Raw genomic sequence first — 26,368 nt, 5'->3', positions numbered from 1 at the left:
CAACCCTATGCTTACACATCATATCGCGATAACCCAACGTCCTTGAGCTGCTCGTCGCTCATCTGGCTCAGAATGCGGCGGGTACGGTTGATGCGATACCAGTTACGCAGCGTTTTCGCTACCCAGACAAACGCGATAAACGGACGTTTTGAACGATTCTCGTAGAATTCCATGATGCTCTCCTCGCTGTGCCAGTGGGGTTATCATCATGGAAAACGGCCAGTACAATACAGATTCAAAAACTGCTTTTGTTTACCATACAGATCCGCTAAAACGGTATCTGCATGGCGTTTTACCCACCAATCTGTACTGGTTTATTAATCTGTATGGTGAAAACAAAGGATACAGCATGACGCGCTATCAACATCTGGCCAACCTACTGGCGGAACGTATCGAACAAGGGCTGTATCGCAGCGGCGAACGTCTGCCGTCGGTACGCACGCTGAGCCAGGAACACGGCGTGAGTATCAGCACCATACAGCAGGCCTACCAGATCCTCGAAAATCTCCAGCTGATCACGCCCCAGCCGCGCTCCGGTTATTTTGTCTCGAAACGCAAAGCGCAACCGCCCGTACCGGCGATGACGCGCCCGGTGCAGCGCCCCGTGGACGTCACCCAGTGGGATGAGGTGATGATGCTGCTGGACGCCCGCGCCGACAAAGAGATGATCTCCTTTGGTGGCGGCTCGCCGGACATCAACCAGCCGAGCCTGAAGCCGCTGTGGCGCGAGATGAGCCGCATTGCGCAGCATAACCCTGGCGAAATGCTGAGCTATGACGTGCTCGATGGTCGTCTGGAGCTGCGCGAGCAGATCGCCCGCCTGATGCTGGACGGCGGCTCCACCGTGGCGGCAAACGAGATTGTGATCACCAACGGCTGCCACGGCGCGCTGTCGATCGCCCTGCTCTCGGTGTGCAAGCCTGGGGACATCGTGGCGGTCGAGTCGCCGTCGTTTCACGGCACCATGCAGATGCTGCGCGGATTCGACATCAAGGCGATTGAAATACCTACCGATCCCGAGACCGGGATCAGCATCGAGGCGTTAGAGCTGGCGCTGGAGCAGTGGCCGATCAAAGCGGTGATCCTGGTCCCCAACTGCAATAACCCGCTCGGGTTTATCATGCCGGAAGCGCGTAAAAAGCAGGTGCTGGCGCTCGCCCAGCGGCACGATATTGTGATTGTGGAGGATGATATCTACGGCGAGCTGGCCGCAGAGTACCCGCGCCCGCGCACCATTCACTCGATGGACATTGATGGCCGCGTGATCCTCTGCAGCTCCTTTACCAAAACCGTGGCGCCCGGGCTGCGCGTCGGCTGGATTGTGCCGGGGCGCTATTACGACCGGGTGATGCACATGAAATACGCCGCGGGCGGGTTTAACGTGCCGGGCACGCAGATGGCGGTGGCGGCGTTTATTCGCGACGGTCATTACCATCGCCACGTGCGGCGCATGCGCCAGATTTATCAGCAGAATATGGAGACCTACACCTGCTGGGTGCGGCAGTATTTTCCGGCAGAAATATGCGTTACCCGCCCGCAGGGCAGCTTCCTGCTGTGGGTCGAGCTGCCGGAGACGGTCGACATGGTGTGCGTCAGCAAGCAGCTGTGCCGTCTCAAAATCCAGGCTGCGGCGGGGTCGCTGTTTTCCGCCTCCGGTAAGTACCGCAACTGTCTGCGGATCAACGTGGCGCTGCCGCCGACGGATAAACATCGCGAGGCGTTGAAAAAGATGGGTGAGGCGATTGTGATTGCGATGGAGGGGTAGTGCGGCATTTTGCCCTCACCCCGGCCCTCTCCCGCAGGGAGAGGGTGAAAACCGATCCCGTAGCCCCGGTAAGCGCAGCGCCACCGGGCATTGGCTAACGACTCAGAACGTCCACGAAACGCTGCCGACAATGCTGCGCTCTGCACCGAAGTAGCAGTAAGAGAGCGAGTTACACGCCGCAACGTAGCTTTTGTCCGTCAGGTTATTGACGTTCAACTGCGCGCTCACGCCCGTGAGCCCCACTTTCGACAGGTCATACCCCACGACCATATCCACCAGGGTGTATGACGGTAGCGTATGGGTGTTCTGACGATCGCTGGCGATCCCGTTGACATAGCGCACGCCGGAGCCGACGGTCAGGCCGTCCAGCGGGCCGCTTTTGACGTCGTAGCTCAGCCAGGCGCTGGCCATGTTACGCGGGGCATAGACGGCGCGCTTGCCCTCCTCTTCCGGGCTGCTCTTCTTGTAGCGAATATCCGTATAGGTGTAGGCCGCCTGCATGCGCAGGCTGTCGGTCAGCTGTCCAATCGCCTCCAGCTCAACGCCTTCGGATTCGATTTCACCGATGGAACGGTACGGATCGGTCGGCTCCTCTTTAGTGGCAATGTTCTTCTGGTTGATGCGGAACACCGAGGCGCTGAACTGGCTGTTCATCCCCTCCGGCTCATACTTCACGCCCGCTTCCCACTGCTTGCCCTTCATCGGATCCAGGATATTCCCCTGCTCGTCGGCAAAGCTGGTCGGCGTAAAGGCGGTGGAGTAACTGACGTACGGCGCGACGCCGTTATCAAACAGATACAGCAGCGCCGCGCGGCTGCTGAAGTTGTTTTTATCCAGATCGCTGCGGGTATGGTTGAAGTTGTCGACGTTCGACACGCTCACCTGGTCGTAACGCCCACCCAGCGTGAGGCGCCAGCGGTCAATGGACATCTGATCCTGCAGGTAGTAGCCGGTCTGGCGCAGCTTATGCTTTTCCCTGCTGTACTGGGTGATGTAGTCCGGCTTCGCGCCATAAGCAGGATGGAAAGCGTCAATCGGCGGGAAGCCGCCGTAGTAGCCGGTGACGTTGTTGGTGCGGTCCTGGTAGTCCATGCCGATCAGCACGCGGTGGTTCACCTCGCCGGTATCGAAGCTGCCGTCGACCTGGTTATCCAGGGTGATGGCGTTCATCTTCTCGTCGGAGCCGGAATAGCCGCGGTTCAGCTCGGTGTCGTTCAGCCAGCCTGCGGCATACACCTGGTTCAGCTCGACTTTGGTGTGCAGGTAGCGCAGCTTCTGACGCACGGCCCAGCCGCTGTCAAACAGGTGCTCAATGTTATAGCCGACCATGTTTTCCCGACGATCGTACTTGTCGTAATCGTCCTCGCCCTCGAAGAAGGTGTTGGAGATTTTCTTACCGCTGTGCGGTACAACGGTGCCCTCATATGGCAGGCCGGAGTGGCTGCCGCCTTCCGGATCGCGGTGCAGGTAGGCCATCAGATCCAGACGGGTATTATCGGTGATACGCCAGGTCAGGCTCGGCATCAGCGCGTAACGCTCTTCTTTGAGCGGATCGAACTGGGAATCAGCATAGCGGGTCATCCCGCTGAGGCGCACCGCCACGCGGTCGTTATCATCAACCGGGCCGGTCACGTCGAACATCGCCCCGCGCTGGTTATTGTTACCGGCGAAGAGCTTGATCTCCCCGCCCGGATCGAACGATGGCTTACGGGAGGTGAGCGCCACGATGCCGCCCGGCGATGAGCGACCGTACAGCACGGAGGCCGGGCCGCGCACGACTTCGATACTGTCCAGGAACCACGGATCAACCACCAGCGAGCTGTGGGAATTGGTGTCGCCCATCATCTTCAGTCCGTCGAGGTAGACGTTGTCCAGGCTGCCGTCCGAGAAGCCGCGCAGCACCATGTAGTCGAAGCGGTTTGATGCCCCAATCTGGTTGCTGTAGACCCCCGGCGTGTAGCTCACGGCCTGACGCACGCTGGTTGCGCCCTGCTCTTCGAACTGCTCGCGGGTGACGATAGAGACCGATTGCGGGGTTTCAATATCCGGCGTTTCAAGCTTGGTGGCCGCAGACTGCATCTGCGAGGTCACCACCACGGTGTCAGTTTTTTGGGCATCCTGCGCCAGTAAAGGAAAAGCGACGCTACCGGTAACCCATCCCACCAGCAGTGCCAGACGCGATTTAGCAAACATAACCCTCTCCAGAGATATTTCTTATTGTTAATAAGAATTATTACCTTTTTGAGGGTGCAAACAGCTATGCGCGCCGCCAGGTTATGTATGCGCGATGCTAAACCGCACGGGATACGTTCGCGCGATGGACAAAATTACGTTAGCGGAGTTTGCGCACGTCACCCGGTGAAATCCCGTAATGACGACGAAACGCGGTGGCGAAGTTGGTGGCATGCTGATACCCGCACATCCACGCCGCCTGCTGTACGCTGTGGCCTTCCAGCAGATAGCGACGCGCCAGCGCAAGGCGACAGTCGCGGAGATAATCGAAGAGTGTGCAGCCGTAGCGTTGACGGAACTTGCTGCGCAGGCTGCTTGGGCTCATGGCAGCAAGGGCTGCCAGCTGCGCGAGTGTATGGTCACGTTCAGGAGACTGTTCCAGCAGGCACCGGACGCGTTCCAGACGCGCATGCTCAGGGCGGCTCGGGCAGGGCAGCTGGCACTGGTTCAGGCCGTGGCCGAGCAGCTGGTACATGAGCCCCTCCAGCAACAGCTTACGCGAGAGCACGCTTCCCCCCTGCCGCTGTGCATGCTGAATGCCTGACATCACAAACTCGGGAACGTGCCAGACAAACGCGGGGGTATTCAGGCTTTGCCATTCCAGCAGCAGCGACTCAAGCAGGGCTTCACGTCCGGCATCGTGCGGGTACACGCCAAACGAGAGCGTTTTCAGCGTGCTGTCAGCATCGTGACGCGCGCTCATCACCTGATCTTCACTCAGACGCGAGCTGAACGCCATGCCCGGGCGGACGGGATAATCGATACCATTGAGCGTGAGCGTCACGCACCCTTCCAGCACCACCAGCATATAAAGCGGGCTGCTGTGGCGAGAGGTGGTTTCATAGGGCTGTAATACACGTACGTCGGAATGGGTCAGTGAAATGCCGGACGAGAGCGTCATCTCTTCAACATTCCCCTGCAACACGGGGCTGCCGCTGACCTGCTCATCTTTTAGCTGCGGGAAACGGTAGTCGATGCCGTAGCGCTCGCCGAATATTTGAAAATCCTCAACAAAAAATATGCGCTTCGCTGATGTATTTTCACTCTGGAGCATAATTCGGAGCCTGCATCGGGGAAAGGACAGGCAAAACAGTACCATTCATTTGCCATGGCAGCAATCACCGGGCGCAGACACTATTACGCTCCGGACGAAGCCGGAGCGAAGGCGTATATTTCTTTACGAGAAATATATTTATGCTTCCTGCCACTCAGCAAAAACCTCTTTATGGTTTTTGGTCAGGACAACTTTATTATCTTCGACCTTATCGACCCAGCCGAGAGGAATAAAGTGGTGCTTGCCGCCTGATTCCGGGTCGCTCTTCGCAAGCTTGATACGCTCACCATCAAGATGGTCCACAACCCCGACATGCGTTCCGCAGCTGGCGACAACCTGAGTGTGATCCTTAATTGCGCTTTTATCTACCATATTCATTCTCCTGTTTCGGTTATTTGCCTGTTGCACGAAATTAACTGTAGCGCATAAATTCGGACCTGAAATGCGTATTAGCATTTTGAAACATCATTGACAGAACCGAATATTATGTCTATTTAGCGCCGAATTGAAAAAAATAAGAATGAGATGAATTATTAGCGACTGATTATTTCCCGTTCATAATTAAAGTATCGCAACCAACGAGGAGGTATTTATGACGATTCGCAACAATCGGACAGAAATTTCGCTGGCTCTTGGTGAAGCGGTCTTAGACATCGTGCAAAAAGGCCATGAGGTATCGCGAGAAAATCTCGCCCAGGCGATGAAAATTAAAGCGGAAAAAGAGCGCGACGATGAGCGGCTTCTGAACTACTGGAAGGCCTGTAATATGCTGGTTTGAACGTAGCGGCGTTTAGTCTGACTAAACGCCGCTGTCTGTTACTCGTCGAAGTACCAGTATCCCTGGTTAATCAATCCGGTCAACTCTTCCACAAACGCCGGATTATTCAGCGCTACACCCAGCTCGGCCTGGCCGAGCTGGGTGTAGCGGGACAGCGCGTCCGCCCCGTTCACATCCGCCGTCTCCAGCTGTTCGCTGTTGATAAAGAAGCTGCCGTTGACGTTCAGCACGCGCAGCCCGCTCAGGCGTGAAAGCGTTTCGCCCCCTTGCAGCGCGTCGAGCACCTCGTCTGCGGAATACGGCGGCTCGGCGGCGGCAATATCCAGCTCGTGACGCGGCGTGGAGACGAAGCTGCCGAACCATTTTGTAAAATCATCCGGCTTGCTAATCATGTCGATCATCATCTGGCGAATGCGATCGAGCTCGTACTGCTCCACGCGGCCCGGGTGTTCGCGGCAGGTCAGATCCGGATCGCTGTAGTGCTCGCCACCCAGATCGTTTTCCAGCGCGTAATCGGCAAAGCTGCTAATCAGATCGCGACCGTTCGGCCCGCGGAAACCGACAGAGTAGTTGAGCGCGGTTTCATGGGTGAAGCCGTAATGCGGGAATCCAGGCGGAATATAGAGGATATCGCCCGGGGCCAGATCTTCGTCAATGATTGGCTCAAACGGATCGACGTGCAGCAGGGCCGGATGCGGACAGAACTGACGCATCGGCAGCTTGTCACCCACGCGCCAGCGACGGCTACCCATCCCCTGAATAATAAACACATCGTACTGATCGATATGCGGCCCAACGCCGCCGCCCGGGACGGAGAAGGAGATCATCAGGTCATCGAGACGCCAGTCCGGCAGGACGCGGAACGGACGCACCAGCTCTGCGGCGGGCATATGCCAGTGGTTCACCGCCTGAGCCAGCAGAGACCAGCCGGTTTCACCGAGGTTATCGAAATGCTCAAACGGGCCATTGCTCGCCTGCCACTTGCCGTTAGCATGGCTTACCAGGCGGCTGTCGACTTCCGGCTCCATCGCCAGACCCGCCAGTTCATCAGGGGTAATGGGGTCGACAAAATTCGGGAAGGCATTTTTCAGCACAACGGGTTGTTTTTGCCAGTATTTCTCAAGAAATTCCGGCCAGTCGAGGTTCAGTTGATACGCCATGGTTAGCACCAGTGAGAGGGGAGACAGGCGCGATTATAGAAGAGACAGCCAGGGGGGAACTTGTCGTGGGTCAATCGAGCGCGCGTAGGTCGGGTAAGGCGAAGCCGTCACCCGACGCACGCGCGGGCTAAAACTTAATCCAGGTTCAGCTCGTCATAATGGGTGATCAGTTTGCCCACGATGCCGTAGTCCAGCGCTTCCGCCGGTGACATCCAGAAGTTACGGTCGGTGTCCTTCTTCACTTTCTCCAGCGGCTGGCCGGTGGCGTCAGCAATCAGTTTGTTCACGCGTTCCAGCATGCGGATAATCTCGCGCGCTTCGATTTCGATATCCGTTGCCTGACCGCGCACGCCGCCCAGCGGCTGGTGGATCATAAAGCGGGTATTCGGCAGCGAGTAGCGGTGCTCTTTTTTCGCCGCCAGGAAGATGGTGATCCCGGCGCTTGCCACCCAGCCGGTGCCAATGACGTGCACTTCCGGTCGGATAAACTTAATGAAGTCGTGGATGGTGTCGCCCGCTTCCACGTGGCCGCCCTGGCTGTTGATGTACAGCTTGATCGGATCGTTGCTGACGCTTTGCAGCAGGATCATCTGAGTGATGACTTTCTGGGCCAGCTCCTGGTTGATCTCACCGGAGATGACAATCGAACGGGATTCCAGCAGTTTTTGCTGTAGAGCGCCCGCGCCGCTTGTTCCTTCCGCTTTTTCTTTATCGTCACTGCTTTTCAGTGTGTAGTGCATCGTTATGTCCTCAGCTTGTCGCGCTCAAAATCAGAGTGTAGCCTGTTTTACCCGTCGGCGTCCTCACACAAAACATCGTGGCTCAGGATGAATATCGCCTGTGTCACGCTCTGGCTTCGCAGCAGGAAAGGTCTCTAAAAACAGCGTTCCGATCCTAACCAATTCGCCACATTTTTATTACACTTTCATATCATCTTCATATTGCCGAATGATAATAATTATTAATGTGTTAGTATGAATGAGGATAGCAAACAGTCGCTTACGTTCAAAAAGGCGCATTTTATTCTCGATGGTTTACTGATCACACCGGGGCGGTGAATGGAACACATTGTTTATGTGGTTGATGACGATGACGCAGTCAGGCAGTCCGTTGTTGGGCTGCTGGAATCAGCGGATATACACGCCCTTGGCTTTTCCTCAGCAGAAGCCTTTCTCAGCCATCCCTTTGAGGATCTGCCCTCCTGCGTGATCCTCGATATGCAAATGCCCACGATCACCGGGTTTGATGTCGCAGATGCGCTGAAAGCCAACGGGCGAGAAATACCGATCATTTTTCTCACCGGTCACGGCACCATCCCTATGTCCGTCCGGGCGATCAAAGGCGGGGCCTACGAATTTCTCACTAAACCCGTTGAATCCAGCGCCCTCATTGGCTCTATCGAATCCGCGCTCAGGCTGGCACAGCACAACGCCGCCCGCGTCAAAGAGCACTACGCCCTGAAACAGCGCCACATGTCCCTCACGCCGCGCGAACATGAAGTGCTTGAGCTTGCCATCAGCGGCAAGCTCAACAAGCAGATCGCCGCCGAGCTGGGCGTCAGTGAGATTACGGTGAAAGTACACCGCCGCCGGGTGATGGAGAAAATGCAGGTCCGCTCCGTGGCCGAGCTGGTCAGGGCCGTCGAGCGCCTGACAAAACATCAGCCAGCGGAATAACCGTTACGCCTCCTGTCCGGCAAGCGGCAACGCGAAGGTAAACACCGTGCCGTACGGCTCTCTGCGGCGCGCGCTCAGTTTTCCCCGATGCCGTTCAATGATGCTGGCGCTGATGGTCAGCCCCATCCCCATTCCCTGCGCTTTGGTCGAATAGAACGAGTCAAAGATCCGCTCGGTGAGCTCCGGCTCAATGCCGCTGCCGGTATCGGCGATCTCAAAGATCACCTTCCCTTCGGCGCAGTTCGCGGTGGCGATCGTGATGCAGCACGGGCGATCCGTCACTTCCGCCATCGCTTCCATCGCATTCATCACCAGGTTAAGCAGCACCTGCTGGATCTGCACGCTGTCGCCGATGATAAAGCTGTCGTCAGCGTTCAGGAGATAATCAACGCTTATGTGTCGCAGCTCAAGTTCGCTGCGGGAGAGCATAATGATGTGGTGGATCAGGAAGTGCAGATCGATTCGCGTAAACGTGGGGTCCTGTTTGCGCGTCAGAGATTGAATGCTGCGGATGATCTCCCCTGCCCGCTCGCCCTCGGCGGCGATCTCCTCCAGCCCCTCTCGCACTTTGTCCAGCCGCGCCGGATCGCGGTTGAGCCAGCGCAGGCTCGCGCCGGCGTTCGAGACAATCGACATCAGCGGCTGGTTGATCTCGTGCGCGATCGAGGAGGTGAGTTGCCCGACGGTGGTGGCCCGTGAGACTCGCGCCAGATCCGCCTGCGCCACCCGCATCGCATCCTCCGCCGCCCGCTGGCTGGTGATGTCGGTAATGATGCCGTAATACTCATTCACTTCGCTGCCCACGCCCACCGGATCGCCAATCCCGAGAATGTAGCGAACGGAGCCGTCGGTGCGGATAATGCGAAACTCCGCGCGCATCGACAGCCCGTCACGCACGCTCTGATTAACGAGGTTACCAATCCGGCCATAATCATCCTCATGCACGAAGGTCAAAAACTCCGCCATTGAGATCATCTTTTGCTGCTCCGGCAGGCCAAGAATACGGGCGTACTCTTCGGACATAAACATCAGATCCTGCACCAGCTCCCAGCGCCAGCTGCCGGTATGGCTGATCTGCTCACCCAGCATCAGCGAGGTCTGGCTGGCGCGCAGCTCTTTCTCCACCCGTCGGCGGTGGATGTTTTCCGCCAGCAGCTCGGCGTAGAGCCGTGCCGTCTCCAGCGAAACCGCCGCCTGCGCGCCCAGCAGGCTGACCACGCGCGAATGTTCGGCGGTAAACACTTCCGGCATCAGGCGGTTTTCCAGATACAGCACCCCCACCAGTCGCGCCTGTTTGAACATCGGGACACACATCACGGCGGCGCCGGACGTCACCAGATAAGGATCCTGGCTGAACGGGTGAAATTCCTCCGGTTTGCCGGTGCGGATCTCCTGCCCGGTGCGGATCACCGCGGCCAGCACCGACAGCGGCATGTCCGTCGCCATCGGTGTCTCTTTCAGGATGCGAACCCGCACCCCGTCGGTGCTGGTCCAGGCGCTGGCTTCGATCTCCGGGATGTGATTATCGCTGACGCGAAGCAGCAGGCCACGCTGCGCCCCGGCCCGTTCAAGCAGCAGCGTCATCAGGTTTTCAATTAAACGCTCGAGGTTGATTTCTTCGGACAAGGCGCGTGAGGCTTTGATGACGCTCTGTAAATCGCGGATCACCTCGTTCTGGGCAAATGCCACGGTGTCGTACGCGCGGCTCTGCCCGGAGGCCAGCAGATGCGGGAAATCCTGCTCCAGCTGACGCACCTTGGCCTGCGCCCCGGCACGGCCCCAGGCGGCAATCGAACCGCGGAAATGGGCGTCGGAGGCGGTCGGGTAGCCGCAGGCCAGCGAGAAACGCCCTGCCAGCTCGTGGGCCAGGGCATTGATCGGGTTAAACCCGCCCTCCCGCGAGAGCCGCACCGCCTTTTCATACTGCTCCAGCGCGATGCTGTTCATGCCGTCCAGACGGACGATTTCGGCATAAATCAGCGCCTCTTTATCGGCAAACGTGCCCGGATTGATCCGCGCCCAGAGGGCAATTTTATCGTAATGGTGATGAATACTGCGGCGATAATCCGCCGAGAAGGTCTCCGGCGTAAGCTGGCGGGAGAGCGCCAGCGCGCTGTAAAAATGGTAATCCAGCAGATGGATATGGCCCGGCGCGGACCACGCATACCAGCCCGCCCTCTCTAAATCCGCCTGCGCGTCGGCGTATTCGCCGCAGGTAAAGTGCGCCATCCCGCGATAGAGCCAGTACCAGAACAGCATGGTCGAGGTCTGCTCGGGCGCCTGCTCCGGCGGTGCGGGCAGCAGATCGTCAGGCAGCGCCTGGGCGGCGCTCCATGTGCCCGTCACCGGCGTGCGTAAAAACTCCACGTAGCGGCGCTGAATGTGCAGAACGGTTTCAATGTCCTGATAATCCGTTTTACGCACAAAAGCCAGACCGCGATCGATGCTGGTCAACACGCCGTCCAGATGATCGCCCCGGGAGAGGAAGTTAATGATCTGGTGACAGGCCGCGAAGCAGGCCATCGTCATGTCGCCGTGGGTCACCGCCGAGGTAAAGCAGGCCTTGGCGCACTCGATAGTGTACGACAGCGGCTGGGTCCAGACGCTGAGCTGGTCGAGCGGCAGCAGAGTTTTAGCTTCATAGGCATCATAGCCGTGGCGGTTCACCAGCTCGCGAGCCAGCGTGCCGTACTCAAACCCGAGACGGTATTCGGCGTAGCGGTGGCCAATCAGCACGCCAAACCAGGCCATCGCCGTGGTGGATGCGCCGGTTATGCCGCGATCGAGCGTGAGGTGCATCATCCGGCACAGGAGTAAAAAGTGCAGGCGCGGGCAGGTAAAGCTGGCGAAAATACTGGCGCTGTAAAGCAGGTTCATTACCGCTTCGGTCTCCGCGCTCTCCATCAGCTTAAGCTGAGTAAACGGGTTCTGCGGCGCGTCGGCGGTGCGTTGACAGAACTGCTGCCAGGCCTCGTCACATTCGGCATTTTCCGGGTAGCGGCTGATCTGGATCCCGAACACGCCCAGCCAGCATAACGACGCCTCCAGCGCCAGGCGGATCTCCGACTGGCGCATATAGACTTCCGCCAGCAGGTTAGCGGCCAGCGCTTTCTCCGTCAGCCCGCCCGGTGAGCCGAGGATTGTATCGCACAGCGCGCGCGTGCGCTCCAGGTGCCCGAGCGCGAACTCACAGCCCGCCTCTTCGATATCCAGCATAAAGTCCGAGACCGGACCCGCGTTCCCCAGCGCTCTGGCTGTCTGGATGTAACTTAAGGCGGAAAGGTAATCGCCGGTACGCTTCGCACGCCGCGCGGCCTGGAGGCTCAGCTCACGGAATCTCTGGCGCTGCGGCGCAGGCTGGATGCAGTCCAGCGCAGCGCTGACGTGGTGAACCGCGCGGAACAGCAGTTCGTTACCCGCCGTCTGCCGCGCGGCATCCGCCAGCAGGCTGGCGGTGGTCAGGTGCAGATGGCTTTTCTCGCCCTCATCCAGCAGGGCAAAGGCGGCTTCCTGCACCCGATCGTGGGTAAAAGCGTACTCTTTCTCCGTCAGCACAATCAGCTGAGCGGTAACCGCCGGATGAAGGGCGTAGCGGATTTCCGCCGCCGACTGCCCCACCACGCGGCACAGCATCTCCAGCTCGCCCGTGCAGCCGAGGCAGGCGATGCTGCCCAGCAGGCGGCGCGTCTCGTCGGGCATCTCCTTGAGCTGTTCAAGCACCAGCGTCACCACGTTCTCGGTGTAATGCCGGGCGCGGATGGCCTGGAGATCGTAATGCCATTTCCCCTGATATTTGTTGTGCACCACCAGTCCGTCATCGACGATGCGGCGGAAAAATTCCTGAACGAACAGCGGGTTGCCGCCGGTTTTTTCATGGATCAGCGTGGCAAGATCGGAGGTGCCGGTACTGCGGGCATGAAAAATCCCCCCGAGCCAGCGTGCCACGGCCTTCACCGACAGCGGCTGCGGCACGATCGTCATGGCATGCTGCGCCGCCTCCGGCAGGCTCGCCAGCGCGGCCTGCAAGCTGGGATCAGAAAGCGAACTGAGATCGCGGTGCGCCACCACCACCAGCAGCGGGATGGCGCCGCAGGCGCGCAGCAGGTAATCGAGCGTTTGCAGGCTGGCGGCGTCGATCCACTGCACATCATCCAGCAGCAGCACCAGCGGCGCGCCCTGGGTGGCGAAGGTTTTCACCAGCGCCAGCACCATATGGCTGAAGCGCGCCCGCGCGTCGATGGAAAATGTATCCGCAGAGAAACGCGGTTTGTTCTCAAGAAATAAATTCAGCTCCGGCACCAGGCTGACAGCCAGCTCCTCGAAGCCTTCCAGCGCGCGCGACAGGCGGATTTTCCACGTCGCCACCTCCCCGGCTGGCAGCCCGAGCAGGTGCAGCGTGAGCGTCCGAAACGCCGAACTCAGCACGCCGTAGGGCAGCGTGGGAGAGTATTGATCGACCTTGCCCACCGCCAGCAGCACCTTGCGCTGTTGCAGCGATTTCAGCGTGGTGGCGATCACGGAAGATTTGCCGATCCCCGACGGACCGCCAATCGTCACCAGTTCCGGCGCACCGCTCTGGCTGACCCGCTCAAACGCGGCGATGACGTCGCTGGCCTGCGGATGCGCAGAGAAAAGCGAATCGGCAAGATGGATCGCCGGAGAGCGATCCTGCTGGCCGGGAATAAAGTCGACGATCTCACCTTCGGCGGTCAGCGTCGCCTGGCAGCGCCTGAGGTCGGCAATCAGCCCGTCGACGGTCTGATAGCGATTCTCCGGATTCTTCTCCAGCAACTTAAGGATAATGGTCGAGAGCATGCCGGGTACGTCCGGACGCACCCGGCCCGGCGCAAGCGGCTCAGAGGCAATGTGGTAATGCGCCCAGTTAGTCTGGTCATCAGCGCTCAGTTCAAACGGCAATCGCCCGGTCAGAAGTTCATAAAGCACGATACCCAGACTGTAGAGATCGCTCCGGCTGTCGACGGCGCGCCGGGTACGCGTGGTGTGTTCCGGTGACATGTAGGCGGGCGTGCCGCCAGACGCGGCAAGCCGGGACTGGGAGAATGCGTCGGAAGTGGCGCAGGAAAGACCAAAGCTGCACAGACGGCTGGTGGCGTCGTGATGAACGAAGATCGACCCGGGTTTGATATCGCCGTGGATCAGGTTGTGCAGATGCATCTGGCGCAGGGGACCGCAGATGCGGATCGCCATCTCGATAAAGCGGGCGATCCCGGAAATCGCCTTACCTGCCCGGCACGCCAGCAGTTCAAAGCAGAACGGCGCGTAGACCAGCGCAAAACGTCCGCGGTACTGGGTTGAAGCGACGGGCCGGATAGCCCAGCCGTCATGAAGTCGATCGCGCAGGGCAAACTCGTTTTTAAGCAGCCGCGTTGCCCGCTCCTCTTCTTCATCGCTGACCGCGGTGGCAATAATAAACGAACCGCCGGACTGGGGATGCCGCCCGTTCATCCAGGAGATGCCGCCCTCCTGCGCCAGCACGGTAAAAATAACATCCTCTTTCAGAACAAAAGCCCGCCCTTCATGGAGACTTCCCCGGGCGGGCCAAAATGCAGGCGACGTTTGTTCGTTCATCCGCGATCCTTATTGTCGGCGGGTCAGCTCCCGCTGAATATGATCCAGCAGAATATCGATGTTAATCGGCTTACGCAAAAATGCAGCGGCACCCAGGCTGAGTGCATACCGCTGCATATTTTCATCCGCATGGCCGGAGATAAACAGTATTGGCGGCGGCGGCGTGGACAGCAACCGCAGCTTCTCAAACAGCTCGATCCCGTTCATGCCGCGCAGCTTGATGTCGGTGATCACCAGCGACGCGCCGGACAGGGCGAGAGGGTGGCTCAAAAACACCTCTGCCGAATCGAAGGTATCGGTAGCATACCCTTCCGATTGCAGCAGGTTACTGAGCCCGCTGCGAACAGAGCGTTCGTCATCAATGATGGCAATGCGCCACGGCAGCGTCATGCTGTCTTTCCTCAAACAATTCGTTACGCGTCGCGGCTTTCCTTCGCGGGCGCTGGGGGCGCGGTACCGCTGATTTTCGGTACGCATTCATGACGAAACCAGGCCAGGGTCAACGGTTCGCGGCTCACCAGACGCCGTCCGATGGGGATCAGCTGTTCACCCACCAGCATGCCGAACAGGCCAAGCAGCGCGACGACCGGCGGCGCCGGGGAATGCACGTCGAGCAGGGCGTAAATTACCCCAGCCGCGACCCCGCACACCAGCGAAATAATCCAGGCCTTCATGATGACGCTCCGGTCAGGTGCTGAACGTGGGGAACCGTCACCTGCACGCCAGCGGGATTATCGCGGGATAAAAGATGACGCATCGCCTGTTCCCCTGCCAGCATACCCAGCAGGCCAATCAGCGCCAGCGCGGGCGGCGCGGGGGAACGCACCTTCAGCACGGCATACATCAGGCCAATCAGCACGCCTGCCGCGAGGGATATCAACCCTGTACTCATTGTGAACTCCAGAGAAAAAGGCAGTGACGAGCCGGATGAGGGACCAGCCCGCCGCCGGGATTTAGCGTGCCGGAACCGGCGCTAAGGTACGGTGCTCGCTCTTCTGGCGAGACGGCGCTTTGTGCACCATGGTGTAGGCATAATCCACGCCCATGCCGTAGGCGCCGGAGTGCTCGCGCACGATATCCATCACCGCGGTATAGGTCTCTTTATGTGCCCAGTCACGCTGCCACTCCAGCATCACCTGCTGCCAGGTCACCGGGATCACGCCCGCCTGGATCATGCGCTGCATCGCGAAGTCGTGGGCTTCTTTGGAGGTGCCGCCGGACGCGTCCGCCACCATATAAATTTCGTAGTCCCCTTCCAGCATCGCGCACAGGGCAAAGCTGTTGTTGCACACTTCGGTCCACAGGCCCGCGACAACCACCTTCTTCTTGCCGTTAGCCTTCAGCGCGTCACGCACCTTCTGGTCGTCCCAGGAATTCATGGAGGTACGCTCCAGAATGTCTTGGCCCGGGAACACATCCAGCAGCTCCGGATAGGTGTTACCGGAGAAGCTTTCGGTCTCTACGGTGGTGATGATGGTCGGGATGTTGAACACTTTTGCCGCTTTCGCCAGCGCCACGGTGTTGTTTTTCAGCACCTGGCGGTCAATAGACTGCACGCCAAACGCCATCTGCGGCTGGTGGTCGATGAAGATGATCTGACAGTTGGCTGGGGTTAAGACTTCGAGCTTTGTAGTGGTCATAAGATTATCCAGTGAGGTTAAAGGTTAAAATCGCCGCGAACAGCACGCCGATAAAATCGCATTCATCCTATGACCCACGCCGCTGGCGCGTAATTATCTCTTCGTATAGTTAACCTAAGGTATAGTTATACTTTGGTATACCTATCCTATTGTATAACTGGATCTTTCCCGAAACCGGTTCCCATAATCCTGACCATTCCCCTCTCAGTCTGGAGCAGTTATGGTTACCCTCGGTAAAGCCGATCTCATTCTGGTTAACGGCCAGTTTCACACCGTCGATCGCGAGAACCCTCTCGCGGAAGCCGTTGCCGTGCGCGACGGGAAATTCCTGGAAGTGGGCACCGTCGCCGAGGTGATGCAACACCACTGCGACGGCACTAAGATGGTCGACTTAAAAGGCCACACCGCCATCCCCGGCCTGAACGACTCGCACCTGCACCTGATCCGCGGCGGGCTGAACTACAACCTCGAGCTGCGCTGGGAAGGCGTACCGTCCCTGGCAGATGCCCTGCGCATGCTGAAAGAGCAGGCCCTGCGCACGCCGTCGCCCCAGTGGGTGCGCGTGGTGGGGGGCTGGAGCGAGTTCCAGTTTGCCGAGCGCCGTATGCCGACGCTGGATGAAATTAACGACGCCGCGCCGGATACGCCGGTGTTTATCCTTCACCTGTACGACCGCGCCCTGCTCAACCGCGCCGCGCTGAAGGTGATCGGCTACACCAGGGACACGCCGAACCCGCCGGGCGGCGAGATCCAGCGCGACGCCAACGGCAACCCGACCGGGATGCTGATCGCCCGTCCTAACGCCATGATCCTGTACTCAACCCTCGCCAAAGGGCCGAAGCTGCCGCTGGAGCAGCAGGTCAACTCCACGCGCCAGTTCATGCGCGAGCTGAACCGCCTGGGGCTGACCAGTGCCATCGACGCGGGCGGCGGCTTCCAGAACTACCCGGAAGATTACGAGGTAATTGCCGAGCTGCACGAGAAAAAGCAGATGACCATCCGCATCGCCTACAACCTGTTTACCCAGCGTCCGGGCCACGAGCTGGAAGACTTTGAAAAATGGACCGACATGCTCACGCCGGGCCAGGGCAGCGACTTCTTCCGCCACAACGGCGCGGGCGAGATGCTGGTCTTCTCCGCCGCCGATTTTGAAGACTTCCTCGAGCCGCGCCCGGATCTCGCGCCGGGCATGGAGGACGAGCTGGAGCGCGTGGTGCGCCATCTGGTCGAACACCGCTGGCCGTTCCGCCTGCACGCCACCTATAACGAATCCATCAGCCGCATGCTGGACGTGTTCGAGAAGGTGAACCGCGACATTCCGTTCAACGGGCTACACTGGTTCTTCGACCACGCCGAAACCGTGTCACAGGCCAACATCGACCGCATCAAAGAACTGGGCGGCGGCATTGCCGTGCAGCACCGCATGGCCTTCCAGGGGGAATACTTCGCCGAGCGTTACGGCATCGAAGCCACCCGCCACACGCCGCCGGTGGCGAAAATGCTGGAGACCGGCGTGCCGGTGGGCTTAGGCACCGACGCCACCCGCGTGGCAAGCTATAACCCGTGGACCGCGCTCTACTGGCTGGTCTCCGGCCGCACCGTTGGCGGGATGCAGATGTACGATCACAGCGCCCGTCTGGATCGCGATACCGCCCTGATGCTCTGGACCCAGGGCAGCGCGTGGTTCTCCAGCGAGCAGAACCAGAAGGGGCAGATCAAAACGGGCCAGCTCGCGGATCTGGCGGTGCTCAGCAAAGATTACTTCCGCGTGCCGGAAGAGGAGATCAAGGGCATCGAGTCCGTCCTCACCGTGGTGAACGGCGATATCGTCTACGCCGCTGGCAGCTTTGGCCCGCTCGCGCCGCCCGCCATTCCGGTCCTGCCCGAGTGGTCCCCGGTGGTGAAGGTGCCGGGCCACTACCGCAGCGCGCCGCCGCAGGCCGCACGCGTCGGCATGAGCGCCGTCCACCACTGCAGCGGCCCGTGCGGGGTTCATAGCCACCAGCATGATTTCGCCCGCACGTCAGAGATGCCGGTGTCCGACGATAACGCTTTCTGGGGGGCGCTGGGCTGCAGCTGCTTTGCATTCTGATGAAACAAAATGACGCTTCACCCCGGATCGATCCGGGGCTGTTCTTCCTGCGCCTGACCGGCAGCCTGCTGCTGCTTTACGTGCACGGCCTGCCGAAGGTGCTCCACTTCAGCGAAGAGCTGACGCGCATCGAAGATCCGTTTGGTTTCGGACCTTACGCGAGCCTGATCCCGGCGATCGTCGCCGAGGTCATCTGCCCGCTGTTTATCATTGCAGGGGTTTACACCCGCCTGGCGTGCCTGCCGATTATCGCCGTGCTGCTGGTGGCGATGCTGGCGGTGCACCCGGACTGGTCGATTGCCGAAGGGCAGTTTGGCTGGCTGCTGCTGATTATCTTCACCACCCTCGCCCTCACCGGACCGGGCCAGTGGCGGCTGCAGCGTAAGACGACGGAGAGGTTCGCATGACCCAGGTTAACGACGTTCGCGACGCACACGTCGAGACGACGCCCGCATCGGCGGCTTCGCCCTGGCAGCCGCTGAGCCAGCCGGTGTTCCGCATGCTGTGGATCGCCACGGTGGTCTCTAACGTCGGCTCATGGATGAGCGACGTCGGCATCAACTGGAGCATGCTGACTCTGAGCGCCGACCCGCTGGACATCGCGCTGGTGCAGGCAGCCAGCAGCCTGCCGATGTTCCTCTTCGCCCTGCCGTCCGGGGTGATGGCGGACATCGTTGACCGACGTAAATACCTGCTCTTCTCCCAGCTGTGGGTGTTCATCGCCGCCGCCGGGCTGACGGTGCTCTCCTTCACCGGACACGTCACCCCCACCGTTCTGCTGGTGGCGACGTTTCTGCTGAGCGTGGGCGCGGCGATGAGCTCGCCGCCGTTCCAGGCCGTGGTGCCCGATCTGGTGAGCAAGCCGGAGCTGGGTGCCGCCGTGGCGCTGAACTCGCTCGGGGTGAACATCAGCCGGGCGATTGGCCCGGCGCTGGGCGGTTTTCTGCTGTCGCTCGCCGGCCCGTGGATGGTGTTTGCCCTGAACGCACTGTCCGTTGTGGGCGTGGCGTGGGTGCTGTGGCGCTGGCGTCCGGCGCCTTCCGTGCAGCGGCTGCCGCCGGAGCACTTCTTCTCGGCGGTGCGGTCCGGCATTCGCTACGTGCACGCCGCCCCGGTGCTGCGTAACGTGCTGGTGCGTACCGTGGCGTTCTTCGTTTTCGGCAGCGCGGGCTGGGCGTTACTGCCGCTGGTGGCGCGCCGCGAGCTGGGCTTAGGCCCGGCGGGCTACGGCGTGATGCTGGCGTGTATCGGCCTGGGGGCGATTGCCGGGGCGATCCTGCTGCCGCGCCTGCGCCAGCGGCTGAATGCCGACCGCCTGATGGTGGCCGCCAGCCTGACGTTTGCCCTCACCATGCTGGCGCTGGCGTTCGTGCGCCACGTCTGGCTGCTGAACCTGTTTGAGTTCTTTACCGGCTTCGCGTGGATTGCGGTGCTCTCCACCCTCAACCTTGGCGCACAGCGCAGCGCCGCCCGCTGGGTAAAAGCCCGGGCGCTGGCTGTGTATCTGACGGTGTTCTTCGGCTCGATGACCGCAGGCAGCGCCGTCTGGGGCCAGCTCGCCTCGCAGTTTGGCACCCCGACCTCGCTGGTTGTCGCCACGCTGGGCATGGTGCTGGCGAGCGCGACGGTGTTCCGCTGGAAGCTGGAGAAAGATCCGAATTTAAATCTCGACCTCAGCGGCCAGCCGCTGGACGGCGTGGAGATTGAACTCCCGAACGAGCGCGGCCCGGTGCTGGTGTCGCACGAGTACATCATCGACCCACAGGACGCGAAAGCGTTTTTGCAGGCCGTGCACGAGCTACGCCGGGTGCGCCGCCGCGCCGGAGCGATGAGCTGGGCGGTGTACGAGGATATCGAACGTCCAGGGCTGTTTATCGAGACCTTCCTGATGGGTTCCTGGATTGAGCATTTGCGCCAGCAGGAACGCCACACCATGAATGACCTCCTGTTGCAGAGCCGCGTTCTGGCTTTTCATCAGGGCACAACATCACCGGCAATTCGCTATCTGGTCGCGCCGGTATAACCATAACAATCACCTGCACAGGAACACACTATGGCACTGTTTAAGGCAAAAGACGGCACGCAGATTTACTACAAAGACTGCGGCGCGGGCAAACCGATCCTCTTCAGCCACGGCTGGCCGCTGGACGGCGACATGTGGGACAGCCAGCTGAACTACCTGGCCGAGCGCGGCTTCCGCGCCATCGCCTTTGACCGTCGCGGCTTTGGGCGTTCGGATCAGCCGTGGAACGGCTATGACTACGACACCTTTGCGTCCGACATTAACGACCTGATTACTACCCTGGATCTGCGCGACGTAACGCTGGTGGGCTTCTCCATGGGCGGCGGCGACGTGACCCGCTACATCAACAACTACGGCAGCGAACGCGTGGCTGGTCTGGCGCTGCTGGGCGCGGTGACGCCAATCTTCGGCAAATCCGACTCCTTCCCGCAGGGTGTGGATCAGAGCGTGTTCGACGGCATCCGTGACGGACTGCGTAAAGACCGCGCCCAGTTCATCAGCGACTTCGCCACCCCGTTCTACGGCACCAACGCCGGGCAGACCGTTTCCGCGGGTGCCCTGACGCAGACGCTGAACATCGCCCTGCTGGCGTCCCTGAAGGGCACCATCGATTGCGTGACCGCCTTCGCCGAAACCGACTTCCGCCCGGATATGGCGAAAATCGACGTGCCAACGCTGGTGATCCACGGCAGCAACGACCAGATCGTGCCGTTTGAAAGCACCGGCAAGCTGGCGGCGGAGATGATCAAAAACGCCACGCTGAAGGTGTACGACAACGCGCCGCACGGCTTCGCGCTGACCCACCAGGATCAGCTCAACGAAGATCTGCTGGCGTTTGTGAAGTCGCTGTAAGTCATTACGCGAAGCCTGATGGCGCTTCGCTTATCAGGCCTACAAGGGCTGGTCCTGTAGGCCGGGTAAGGCGCAGCCACCACCCGGCGCTTTCGCAGACGCATTCCGCTCCGCCAGCAGCCGACAAATCTCCGCATGCTTCTCCTCGGTAAAGGTAAAGCGCGACATAAAGCCCATGCGGATCAGCGACCCAATCGCCGGCAACAAACAAATGCCAAAGAACAGCCCCGACAGCACGCTGTCGCTCTGTGACTGCGCCTGCGGCACATAGTCGATCATCGTCAGAAACACGCCGATTAACCCACCGCCCACCGCCACCGACATCTTGCCGGTAAAGGTCTGCCCGGAGAAGGTGATCGCTGCGCAGCGCTTGTTAGTGTGGTACTCCGCGTACTCGATGGTGTCGGCAATCATCGACGAGGTGAGGATGTTGGTCATCATCACGAACAGCGTGCTCAGGCCGAGCAGGATAAACAGCAGCGCCGTGTGCTGATAGCCCGTGAACCACATCACCACGCGCACCGCCACGTCCAGCCCGCAGAGGATCATAAACAGCTTCCGCTTCTGCATCCGGCGCGTCAGCAGCGGGGCGACCAGGCACAGCACCGCCGCCACTATCCCCATCACGCCAATTGCCATTTGCAGGCTGCCGTCGCCCATGTTGTTGATAAAGAAGTAGATATAGAGTCCGCCCGCCACGTTATGGAACACGCAGAAAAAGAACGACAGCAGGACGATAAACAGCGGCTTGTTCTGGCGCAGGTTGTGGAAGGTGTCGCGCATCGTCACCTTTTCCGGGCTGGGCGGGACGCGCTCTTTGATCTGCATAAAGCCGTTGAGCATCAGCGGCAGGCCCACCAGCATCATCACCAGCGCCGCCATAAAGTAGCCTTTATCGTTGCTGTACTGGGCAAAGAACGCCGCCAGCTTCGGGAAGAAGATATTGGCGCAGGCAATCCCGGCGTTCACCCCGAGCATCGCCGCCGTTACCGCGCGGGTGCGCTGGCCGGAGTCGTTGGTCATCACCGACGACATCGACCAGAACGGGATATCGGAGATGGCGTACAGCGTCCCCCACAGGATATACGTCACCCCGGCGTAGAGGATTTTGGTGGTCATGTCCGCTTCGATTTTATAGAACGCCAGCAGAGTGACGCCGGTAATCAGCAGCGGCGCAATCAGTAAAAAGTGGCGAAACTTGCCAAACCGGCTGTTAATGGTGTCCATAATGCTGGCAAACAGCGGATCGTGAACCGCGTCCCACGCGCGGGCAATCAGGAAGATGGTACTTGCCGCCAGCGCCGAGATCCCCAGCACGTCGGTGTAAAAATAGTTTATAAACGAACCCACTAAACCAAAGCTAAAACACTGACCTAAACCATAGCCAAAGTAGGACCATAACTCGCGAGACGGTATTTTCATTGTCATTGCCATAGTGTGTACCTGGTTGCCCGGCGACAGCGCGCCGGGTCGTTATTATTAGCCCTGCGGATCCGGGGCGATATTGCGCAGCTTCTTCATCAGCGCGATTTCAGCGCGTGAAAACGGGATACCGTTCTCCTCGAACACGTCGTGGAACCACAGGCGGCAGTAGTCCGTGGACTCCTTCATCACCACCGGCCACGGCAGCCAGGTCTGGGTTTTACCGCGCACCAGCCCCCACTGATACGGCGCGACCTTTGCCATGTACATCAGCGGGAGCTGCTCTTCGATGGTGCCGCCCACGTGACGCGCCAGCCATTCGGTGCAGAAGATTGGGCGGCCCAGCGCCTGAAGTTGCTGGATAATCGCCGTCATGCGCCCGGTATTGGTGTAGGCGTGATAGCTCACCACGTCCGACAGTTCCAGCGCGGTCTGGTCCAGCGGGTGCTGATAAAACGTCTCGCCCTCCTCTTCCGCCGGCAGACGCCAGGCGCAGACGGTAAGCGGCTGGGTCGGGTCTTCCTCACGCACCCAGCGGAACGCCAGCTTCATCAACTCGTGCGCGCAGGTCTCCAGCTTCTCGTCGTACAGCACCTCTTCCGTGCCCGTCGCGAAAATGCCGCGGTTTCCCGGCTCGTTATACAGATCCCAGAGCAATACGCGCTTATCCTCGCGGAACTGGCGCACAACGTCGCGGATATAGCGCTCAATCTGTGGCCAGCAGTCTCGATCGCACACCTTGTCGCGCCCCGGGCTCGCCGCCGCCTGGCTGTTGTGTTTGCCCGGTACGGGCGGCTTTTGCGGGCCGAGGTACGGCTCGTCGCCGGAGAAACCGCAGTCGTCCATCAGGGTCAGCATGGTGCTGAACCCGTTGTCGTCGGCAATCGTCAAAAAGCGGTCGATGCGCGCCATCAGCCCGTCGCGGTCGTGCTCCCAGACGATGAACGGCAGGTTGATGCGCAGGGTGTTATAGCCCGCGTCCGCCGCCCAGCCCAGCTCGCGGTCGATAGTGGCGGGATCGAAGGTCTCTTCCTGCCAGATATCGGTCCAGTTCACCGCTGTCGACGGCAGATAGTTGAACCCGCACAGCCAGCCTTTTTGCTGATACCACGCCTGTGCCTGTTCTTTACTCCACTGCTCTTTCATTACGCATCCTCTTGCTGATAATGTTTAGCTAATAAATATTAGTCGCGGGATAAATGCGCAAATCGCGGTGCAAAGAAAAGCGACGCCTCTCACAAAGTTCACGCTTCGATGAATGAGAAACGTGATCGACGGCGCTAAAGTGTGCGGTTAGGGTATGATGCAAATTCGCGAAAGGGAGAGGACGGATGAAGCGAAAAACGAAAGTGACGATGAACGATATTGCGCGGGCGGCGGGCGTGTCGCAGGCGACGGTATCGCTGGTGCTTAACCAGTCCCGCAACATCAAGCTCAGCGACGACACCCGCCAGCGGGTGATTAGCGTCGCTACCGAGCTCGGCTACGACCGTCTTCCTGCCATTCACGCTCCGCGCAACCAGGAGGAGATCGCCCTTCTGGTCAGCTCGTTGCAGAGCTTCGACCCGTTTATCGACGCCATCAGCCAGGCGCGGGAAGCGGCGTGGCGCAACGAGACGCTGCTCACCGTCTACGACTACGGCGACGACGTGGAGCTGGCCCTGAACATCATCCGCCAGCTGGACAAGCGCAACTGCATCGGGATTATCCTTGCCTCTCCGGTCACGAACGTCGTCGATATGACGCCATTTCAGGACTGTACCCGCATCCCGCTGTTGCTGCTCAACCAGCGCGACCCTGGCTCGCCGCTGCTGCCGTCGTTTATCCCGGACGACTACGCCAATGCCTTCCAGGTGACTAAACACCTCATCGCCTGCGGCGCCACGCGCATCGCCCACATCACCGGCGAGAGCTGGATGGAGGCCTCGCGCCAGCGTCTGGCGGGCTACCAGGCGGCATTGAAGCAGGCCGGTTTAACGTGTGACGAGAGCCTGGTGCGCCAGACCAACTGGCAGTTCAGCGAGTCCTATACCTCGACAGCTTCGCTGCTGGAACTGACCGAGCGCCCGGACGCCATTTTCTGTGCCAGCGACTGGCTGGCGATTGGCTGCTACCAGGCGCTGGCGGTGAATGGCGTGCGTATCCCGCAGGACATGCTGCTGGCGGGCTACGACGACCAGAAGATCTCCGAGCAGCTCACCCCACCGCTGACCAGTATCCAGCTGCCCTACAGCGAGCTGGGACGGCTGGCGGTGGAGTACCTGTGCAATCAGGAAGATGCCGCCACACACGTGACGCTGGCGGGCAGGCTGAAGGTGCGCGCCTCAAGCCCCGTCTGAAGTAAATACCATGCCCGCATAGGGCTTCTCGCGACACGCCGCCAGCCGCGCGGCGAGGCTGCCCACGTGCAGCTCCAGCTTGTGCCCGTCCGGGTCGAGGAAATAGAACGACGCCCCCTCGCTTTTGTTCTGCTTCCAGACGGTGACGCCCGCCTGCTCCAGCCTGTGCGAGAACGGTTCAAAATCCTCTTCCGCCACGGTAAACGCGTAGTGGGTGTAGTCGCTCTCCTGCGGCGGCACGTACTGGCGCGCCTCGTCGTAGGACAGGCAGACCCACAGATCGCCGCAGGTGAGATAGGCCCCGGTATTCCAGCGGGCGTGCAGCGTCAGCCCCAGCAGCTCGTGCCAGAAGCTGACGCTTTTTTGCAGGTCGCTGACCGCGAGGGTCAGATGATTGAGAGATTGCAGCATGACGTGCCCTTTTGTTTTTCGCGCCGGACGTGATACGGTAAAGAGATGAACATAAACCACGCCGTGCTCACCGTAAACCGCTGGTGGCTGCCTTCTTAAAGGCGGCACGGAGTAGTTTTCCCCATTTTCAGATAGCCGCCGAAAGGCGGCTTTCACATTTCTAAGACCCCTTTCGGCAATTGCACATTAAGGAGTCTTTATGAACGCACCAACCATCCTCACCGGCGACCGCCCAACCGGCCCGCTGCATCTCGGCCACTTCGTCGGATCGCTGCGCCAGCGCGTGGCGCTCCAGCAGACGCACAGCCAGTTTGTGCTGATTGCCGACCTGCAGGGTCTGACCGACAACGGCAGCAACCCGCAAAAAATTCGCGACAACATTCCCGAAGTGCTGGCCGACTACCTCGCCGCCGGCATCGACCCGAACCTGACCACGATCTGCCTGCAGTCCGCCCTGCCCGCCCTCGCCGAGCTGACGATGCTGTATATGAACATCGTCACCGTCGCCCGCGTGGAGCGTAACCCGACGGTGAAAAACGAGATTGCGCAGAAGGGCTTCGCCCGCTCGCTGCCGGTCGGGTTTATGGCCTACCCCATCAGCCAGGCGGCGGACATCACCGCGTTTAAGGCCGAGTGCGTGCCCGTCGGCGACGACCAGCTGCCGATGATTGAGCAGACCAACGAGATTGTGCACAAGATGAACAGCCTGCTGCCCGCCCCGGTGCTGCACCACTGTAAGGCGATGCTGAGCGACACCAGCCGCCTGCCCGGCATCGACGGCAGCGCCAAGATGTCGAAATCGCTCGGCAACACGCTGCACCTTTCGGCCAGCGAAGAGACCATTCACCGTGCGGTGAGCGCTATGTATACCGACCCGAACCACCTGAAGGTGAGCGACCCGGGGCAGATTAAGGGGAACGTGGTGTTTACGTACCTCGACGCGTTTCATCCGGACAAGGACAAAGTGGCGGCGATGAAGGCGCACTATCAGGCGGGCGGGCTGGGCGACCGGGTTTGTAAGAACGAGCTGGAGGCGTGCCTGCAGGAGCTGATTGCGCCGATGCGGGAGCGGAGGGCGATGTATATGCGGGATAAGGGGGAATTGATGGCGATGCTGAAGCGCGGGACGGAACGGGCGCAGGGGGTGACGCAGGAGACGCTGAGGGAGGTGAAGGTTGGGCTGGGGGTGCCGGTGTTTAGTTAAAGTAGGTTTAGCGGTGGAGTGCGTGGAATTGGCATGAAGCCGCTAACTTGATTATTTCGGAAATCAGCGAGGCGCAATAAATTCTGAAATGCTTTATTAGCCAATGTCGTTTGTCATTCTGTTGAGAGCGC

General features: G+C 60.0%; 23 protein-coding genes. 9 read left to right on the top strand and 14 right to left on the bottom strand.

The genetic code is table 11. The annotated features are described in order from the left end of the window. Positions 1 to 11 precede the first annotated feature (11 nt). Positions 12 to 173: a DUF1127 domain-containing protein gene (locus ACQG0S_RS02865; RefSeq protein WP_003863073.1), complete on the bottom strand. Its 162-nt coding sequence runs from the start codon at positions 171 to 173 to the stop codon at positions 12 to 14. Positions 174 to 349: 176 nt separating this feature from the next. Here ACQG0S_RS02865 and ACQG0S_RS02860 point away from each other — a divergent pair, with 176 nt between their 5' ends. After that, positions 350 to 1,765: a PLP-dependent aminotransferase family protein gene (locus ACQG0S_RS02860; RefSeq protein WP_022646932.1), complete on the top strand. Its 1,416-nt coding sequence runs from the start codon at positions 350 to 352 to the stop codon at positions 1,763 to 1,765. Between the two features lie 102 nt (positions 1,766 to 1,867). On the opposite strand, the gene foxA is transcribed toward ACQG0S_RS02860, so the two are convergent. The 3 genes from foxA to ACQG0S_RS02845 form a co-directional block, all read right to left on the bottom strand. Beyond that, positions 1,868 to 3,976, bottom strand: a complete 2,109-nt coding sequence (gene foxA, locus ACQG0S_RS02855; RefSeq protein WP_103891573.1) for a ferrioxamine B receptor FoxA — start codon at positions 3,974 to 3,976, stop codon at positions 1,868 to 1,870. Positions 3,977 to 4,097: 121 nt separating this feature from the next. Next, positions 4,098 to 5,051, bottom strand: a complete 954-nt coding sequence (locus ACQG0S_RS02850; protein ID WP_022646930.1) for a helix-turn-helix domain-containing protein — start codon at positions 5,049 to 5,051, stop codon at positions 4,098 to 4,100. A gap of 138 nt (positions 5,052 to 5,189) precedes the next feature. Further along, positions 5,190 to 5,423 (bottom strand): DUF2171 domain-containing protein, encoded by a 234-nt coding sequence (locus tag ACQG0S_RS02845; RefSeq protein WP_003863067.1) that lies wholly within the window; start codon positions 5,421 to 5,423, stop codon positions 5,190 to 5,192. A 220-nt stretch (positions 5,424 to 5,643) separates the two neighbouring features. Here ACQG0S_RS02845 and ACQG0S_RS02840 point away from each other — a divergent pair, with 220 nt between their 5' ends. Further along, the gene (locus ACQG0S_RS02840; RefSeq protein ID WP_010427252.1) at positions 5,644 to 5,829 is read left to right on the top strand and encodes a hypothetical protein; all 186 of its coding nucleotides are present in this window, start codon (positions 5,644 to 5,646) and stop codon (positions 5,827 to 5,829) included. A gap of 38 nt (positions 5,830 to 5,867) precedes the next feature. Here ACQG0S_RS02840 and ACQG0S_RS02835 read toward each other — a convergent pair whose 3' ends face one another. Together ACQG0S_RS02835 and ACQG0S_RS02830 are read right to left on the bottom strand one after the other, a co-directional pair. Beyond that, positions 5,868 to 6,989, bottom strand: a complete 1,122-nt coding sequence (locus ACQG0S_RS02835; protein ID WP_063138023.1) for a cupin domain-containing protein — start codon at positions 6,987 to 6,989, stop codon at positions 5,868 to 5,870. A 134-nt stretch (positions 6,990 to 7,123) separates the two neighbouring features. Further along, a complete protein-coding gene (locus tag ACQG0S_RS02830; protein ID WP_022646928.1) occupies positions 7,124 to 7,729 on the bottom strand; it encodes an ATP-dependent Clp protease proteolytic subunit in 606 nt (201 codons plus the stop codon). Positions 7,730 to 8,047: 318 nt separating this feature from the next. Here ACQG0S_RS02830 and ACQG0S_RS02825 point away from each other — a divergent pair, with 318 nt between their 5' ends. Beyond that, positions 8,048 to 8,665 carry a response regulator transcription factor gene (locus ACQG0S_RS02825; protein ID WP_022646926.1) on the top strand — a complete coding sequence of 206 codons (618 nt, stop codon included), beginning with the start codon at positions 8,048 to 8,050 and terminating at the stop codon, positions 8,663 to 8,665. Between the two features lie 3 nt (positions 8,666 to 8,668). Here the strand turns inward: ACQG0S_RS02825 and ACQG0S_RS02820 are convergent, their stop codons facing one another. The 5 genes from ACQG0S_RS02820 to ACQG0S_RS02800 form a co-directional block, all read right to left on the bottom strand. Then, positions 8,669 to 14,254: a trifunctional serine/threonine-protein kinase/ATP-binding protein/sensor histidine kinase gene (locus ACQG0S_RS02820; protein WP_063138022.1), complete on the bottom strand. Its 5,586-nt coding sequence runs from the start codon at positions 14,252 to 14,254 to the stop codon at positions 8,669 to 8,671. A 9-nt stretch (positions 14,255 to 14,263) separates the two neighbouring features. After that, on the bottom strand, positions 14,264 to 14,644 hold the full coding sequence (locus ACQG0S_RS02815; protein WP_063138021.1) for a response regulator transcription factor: 381 nt from the start codon (positions 14,642 to 14,644) through the stop codon (positions 14,264 to 14,266). 23 nt (positions 14,645 to 14,667) lie between these two features. Then, entirely contained in the window at positions 14,668 to 14,928 is a 261-nt protein-coding gene (locus ACQG0S_RS02810; protein WP_006810276.1) for a XapX domain-containing protein, read from the bottom strand. After that, a complete protein-coding gene (locus tag ACQG0S_RS02805) occupies positions 14,925 to 15,146 on the bottom strand; it encodes a DUF1427 family protein (protein WP_022646923.1) in 222 nt (73 codons plus the stop codon). Before ACQG0S_RS02805 ends, ACQG0S_RS02810 begins: the two co-directional genes overlap by 4 nt. 61 nt (positions 15,147 to 15,207) lie before the next feature. Further along, positions 15,208 to 15,894: a hydrolase gene (locus ACQG0S_RS02800; protein ID WP_022646922.1), complete on the bottom strand. Its 687-nt coding sequence runs from the start codon at positions 15,892 to 15,894 to the stop codon at positions 15,208 to 15,210. A gap of 220 nt (positions 15,895 to 16,114) precedes the next feature. On the opposite strand from ACQG0S_RS02800, the gene ACQG0S_RS02795 reads away from it, so the two are divergent. From ACQG0S_RS02795 to ACQG0S_RS02780, 4 genes are read left to right on the top strand one after another with little or no spacing between them, the layout of a single operon-like run. Then, positions 16,115 to 17,986: an amidohydrolase gene (locus ACQG0S_RS02795; protein WP_426749999.1), complete on the top strand. Its 1,872-nt coding sequence runs from the start codon at positions 16,115 to 16,117 to the stop codon at positions 17,984 to 17,986. Then, on the top strand, positions 17,986 to 18,393 hold the full coding sequence (locus ACQG0S_RS02790) for a DoxX family protein (RefSeq protein ID WP_023299234.1): 408 nt from the start codon (positions 17,986 to 17,988) through the stop codon (positions 18,391 to 18,393). The genes ACQG0S_RS02795 and ACQG0S_RS02790 overlap by 1 nt, the downstream gene beginning before the upstream one ends. Beyond that, entirely contained in the window at positions 18,390 to 20,009 is a 1,620-nt protein-coding gene (locus ACQG0S_RS02785; protein ID WP_048965574.1) for an MFS transporter, read from the top strand. Before ACQG0S_RS02790 ends, ACQG0S_RS02785 begins: the two co-directional genes overlap by 4 nt. A gap of 30 nt (positions 20,010 to 20,039) precedes the next feature. Continuing rightward, positions 20,040 to 20,861, top strand: a complete 822-nt coding sequence (locus tag ACQG0S_RS02780) for an alpha/beta fold hydrolase (RefSeq protein WP_022646918.1) — start codon at positions 20,040 to 20,042, stop codon at positions 20,859 to 20,861. Positions 20,862 to 20,900: 39 nt separating this feature from the next. Here ACQG0S_RS02780 and ACQG0S_RS02775 read toward each other — a convergent pair whose 3' ends face one another. Continuing rightward, complete coding sequence (locus tag ACQG0S_RS02775) at positions 20,901 to 22,295, bottom strand: MFS transporter (protein WP_048965575.1); 1,395 nt, start codon at positions 22,293 to 22,295, stop codon at positions 20,901 to 20,903. 45 nt (positions 22,296 to 22,340) lie between these two features. Next, on the bottom strand, positions 22,341 to 23,429 hold the full coding sequence (locus tag ACQG0S_RS02770; RefSeq protein WP_048965576.1) for a cellulase family glycosylhydrolase: 1,089 nt from the start codon (positions 23,427 to 23,429) through the stop codon (positions 22,341 to 22,343). A 185-nt stretch (positions 23,430 to 23,614) separates the two neighbouring features. Between ACQG0S_RS02770 and ACQG0S_RS02765 the strand changes: the two genes are divergently transcribed. Then, positions 23,615 to 24,622: a LacI family DNA-binding transcriptional regulator gene (locus ACQG0S_RS02765; RefSeq protein ID WP_048965577.1), complete on the top strand. Its 1,008-nt coding sequence runs from the start codon at positions 23,615 to 23,617 to the stop codon at positions 24,620 to 24,622. Here ACQG0S_RS02765 and fosA read toward each other — a convergent pair. Further along, positions 24,608 to 25,033 carry a FosA/FosA2 family fosfomycin resistance glutathione transferase gene (gene fosA, locus ACQG0S_RS02760; protein WP_048965578.1) on the bottom strand — a complete coding sequence of 142 codons (426 nt, stop codon included), beginning with the start codon at positions 25,031 to 25,033 and terminating at the stop codon, positions 24,608 to 24,610. The genes ACQG0S_RS02765 and fosA overlap by 15 nt on opposite strands. Before the next feature lie 199 nt (positions 25,034 to 25,232). On the opposite strand from fosA, the gene trpS reads away from it, so the two are divergent. Next, positions 25,233 to 26,237 carry a tryptophan--tRNA ligase gene (trpS, locus tag ACQG0S_RS02755; RefSeq protein WP_048965579.1) on the top strand — a complete coding sequence of 335 codons (1,005 nt, stop codon included), beginning with the start codon at positions 25,233 to 25,235 and terminating at the stop codon, positions 26,235 to 26,237. Positions 26,238 to 26,368 lie beyond the last annotated feature (131 nt).

It is taken from the genome of Enterobacter cloacae complex sp. 418I7 (assembly GCF_050030705.1).
Lineage (GTDB): Bacteria > Pseudomonadota > Gammaproteobacteria > Enterobacterales > Enterobacteriaceae > Enterobacter > Enterobacter intestinihominis.
Note: the sequence above shows the minus strand (reverse complement) of the source record. Positions and strands in the feature narration are given on the sequence as shown.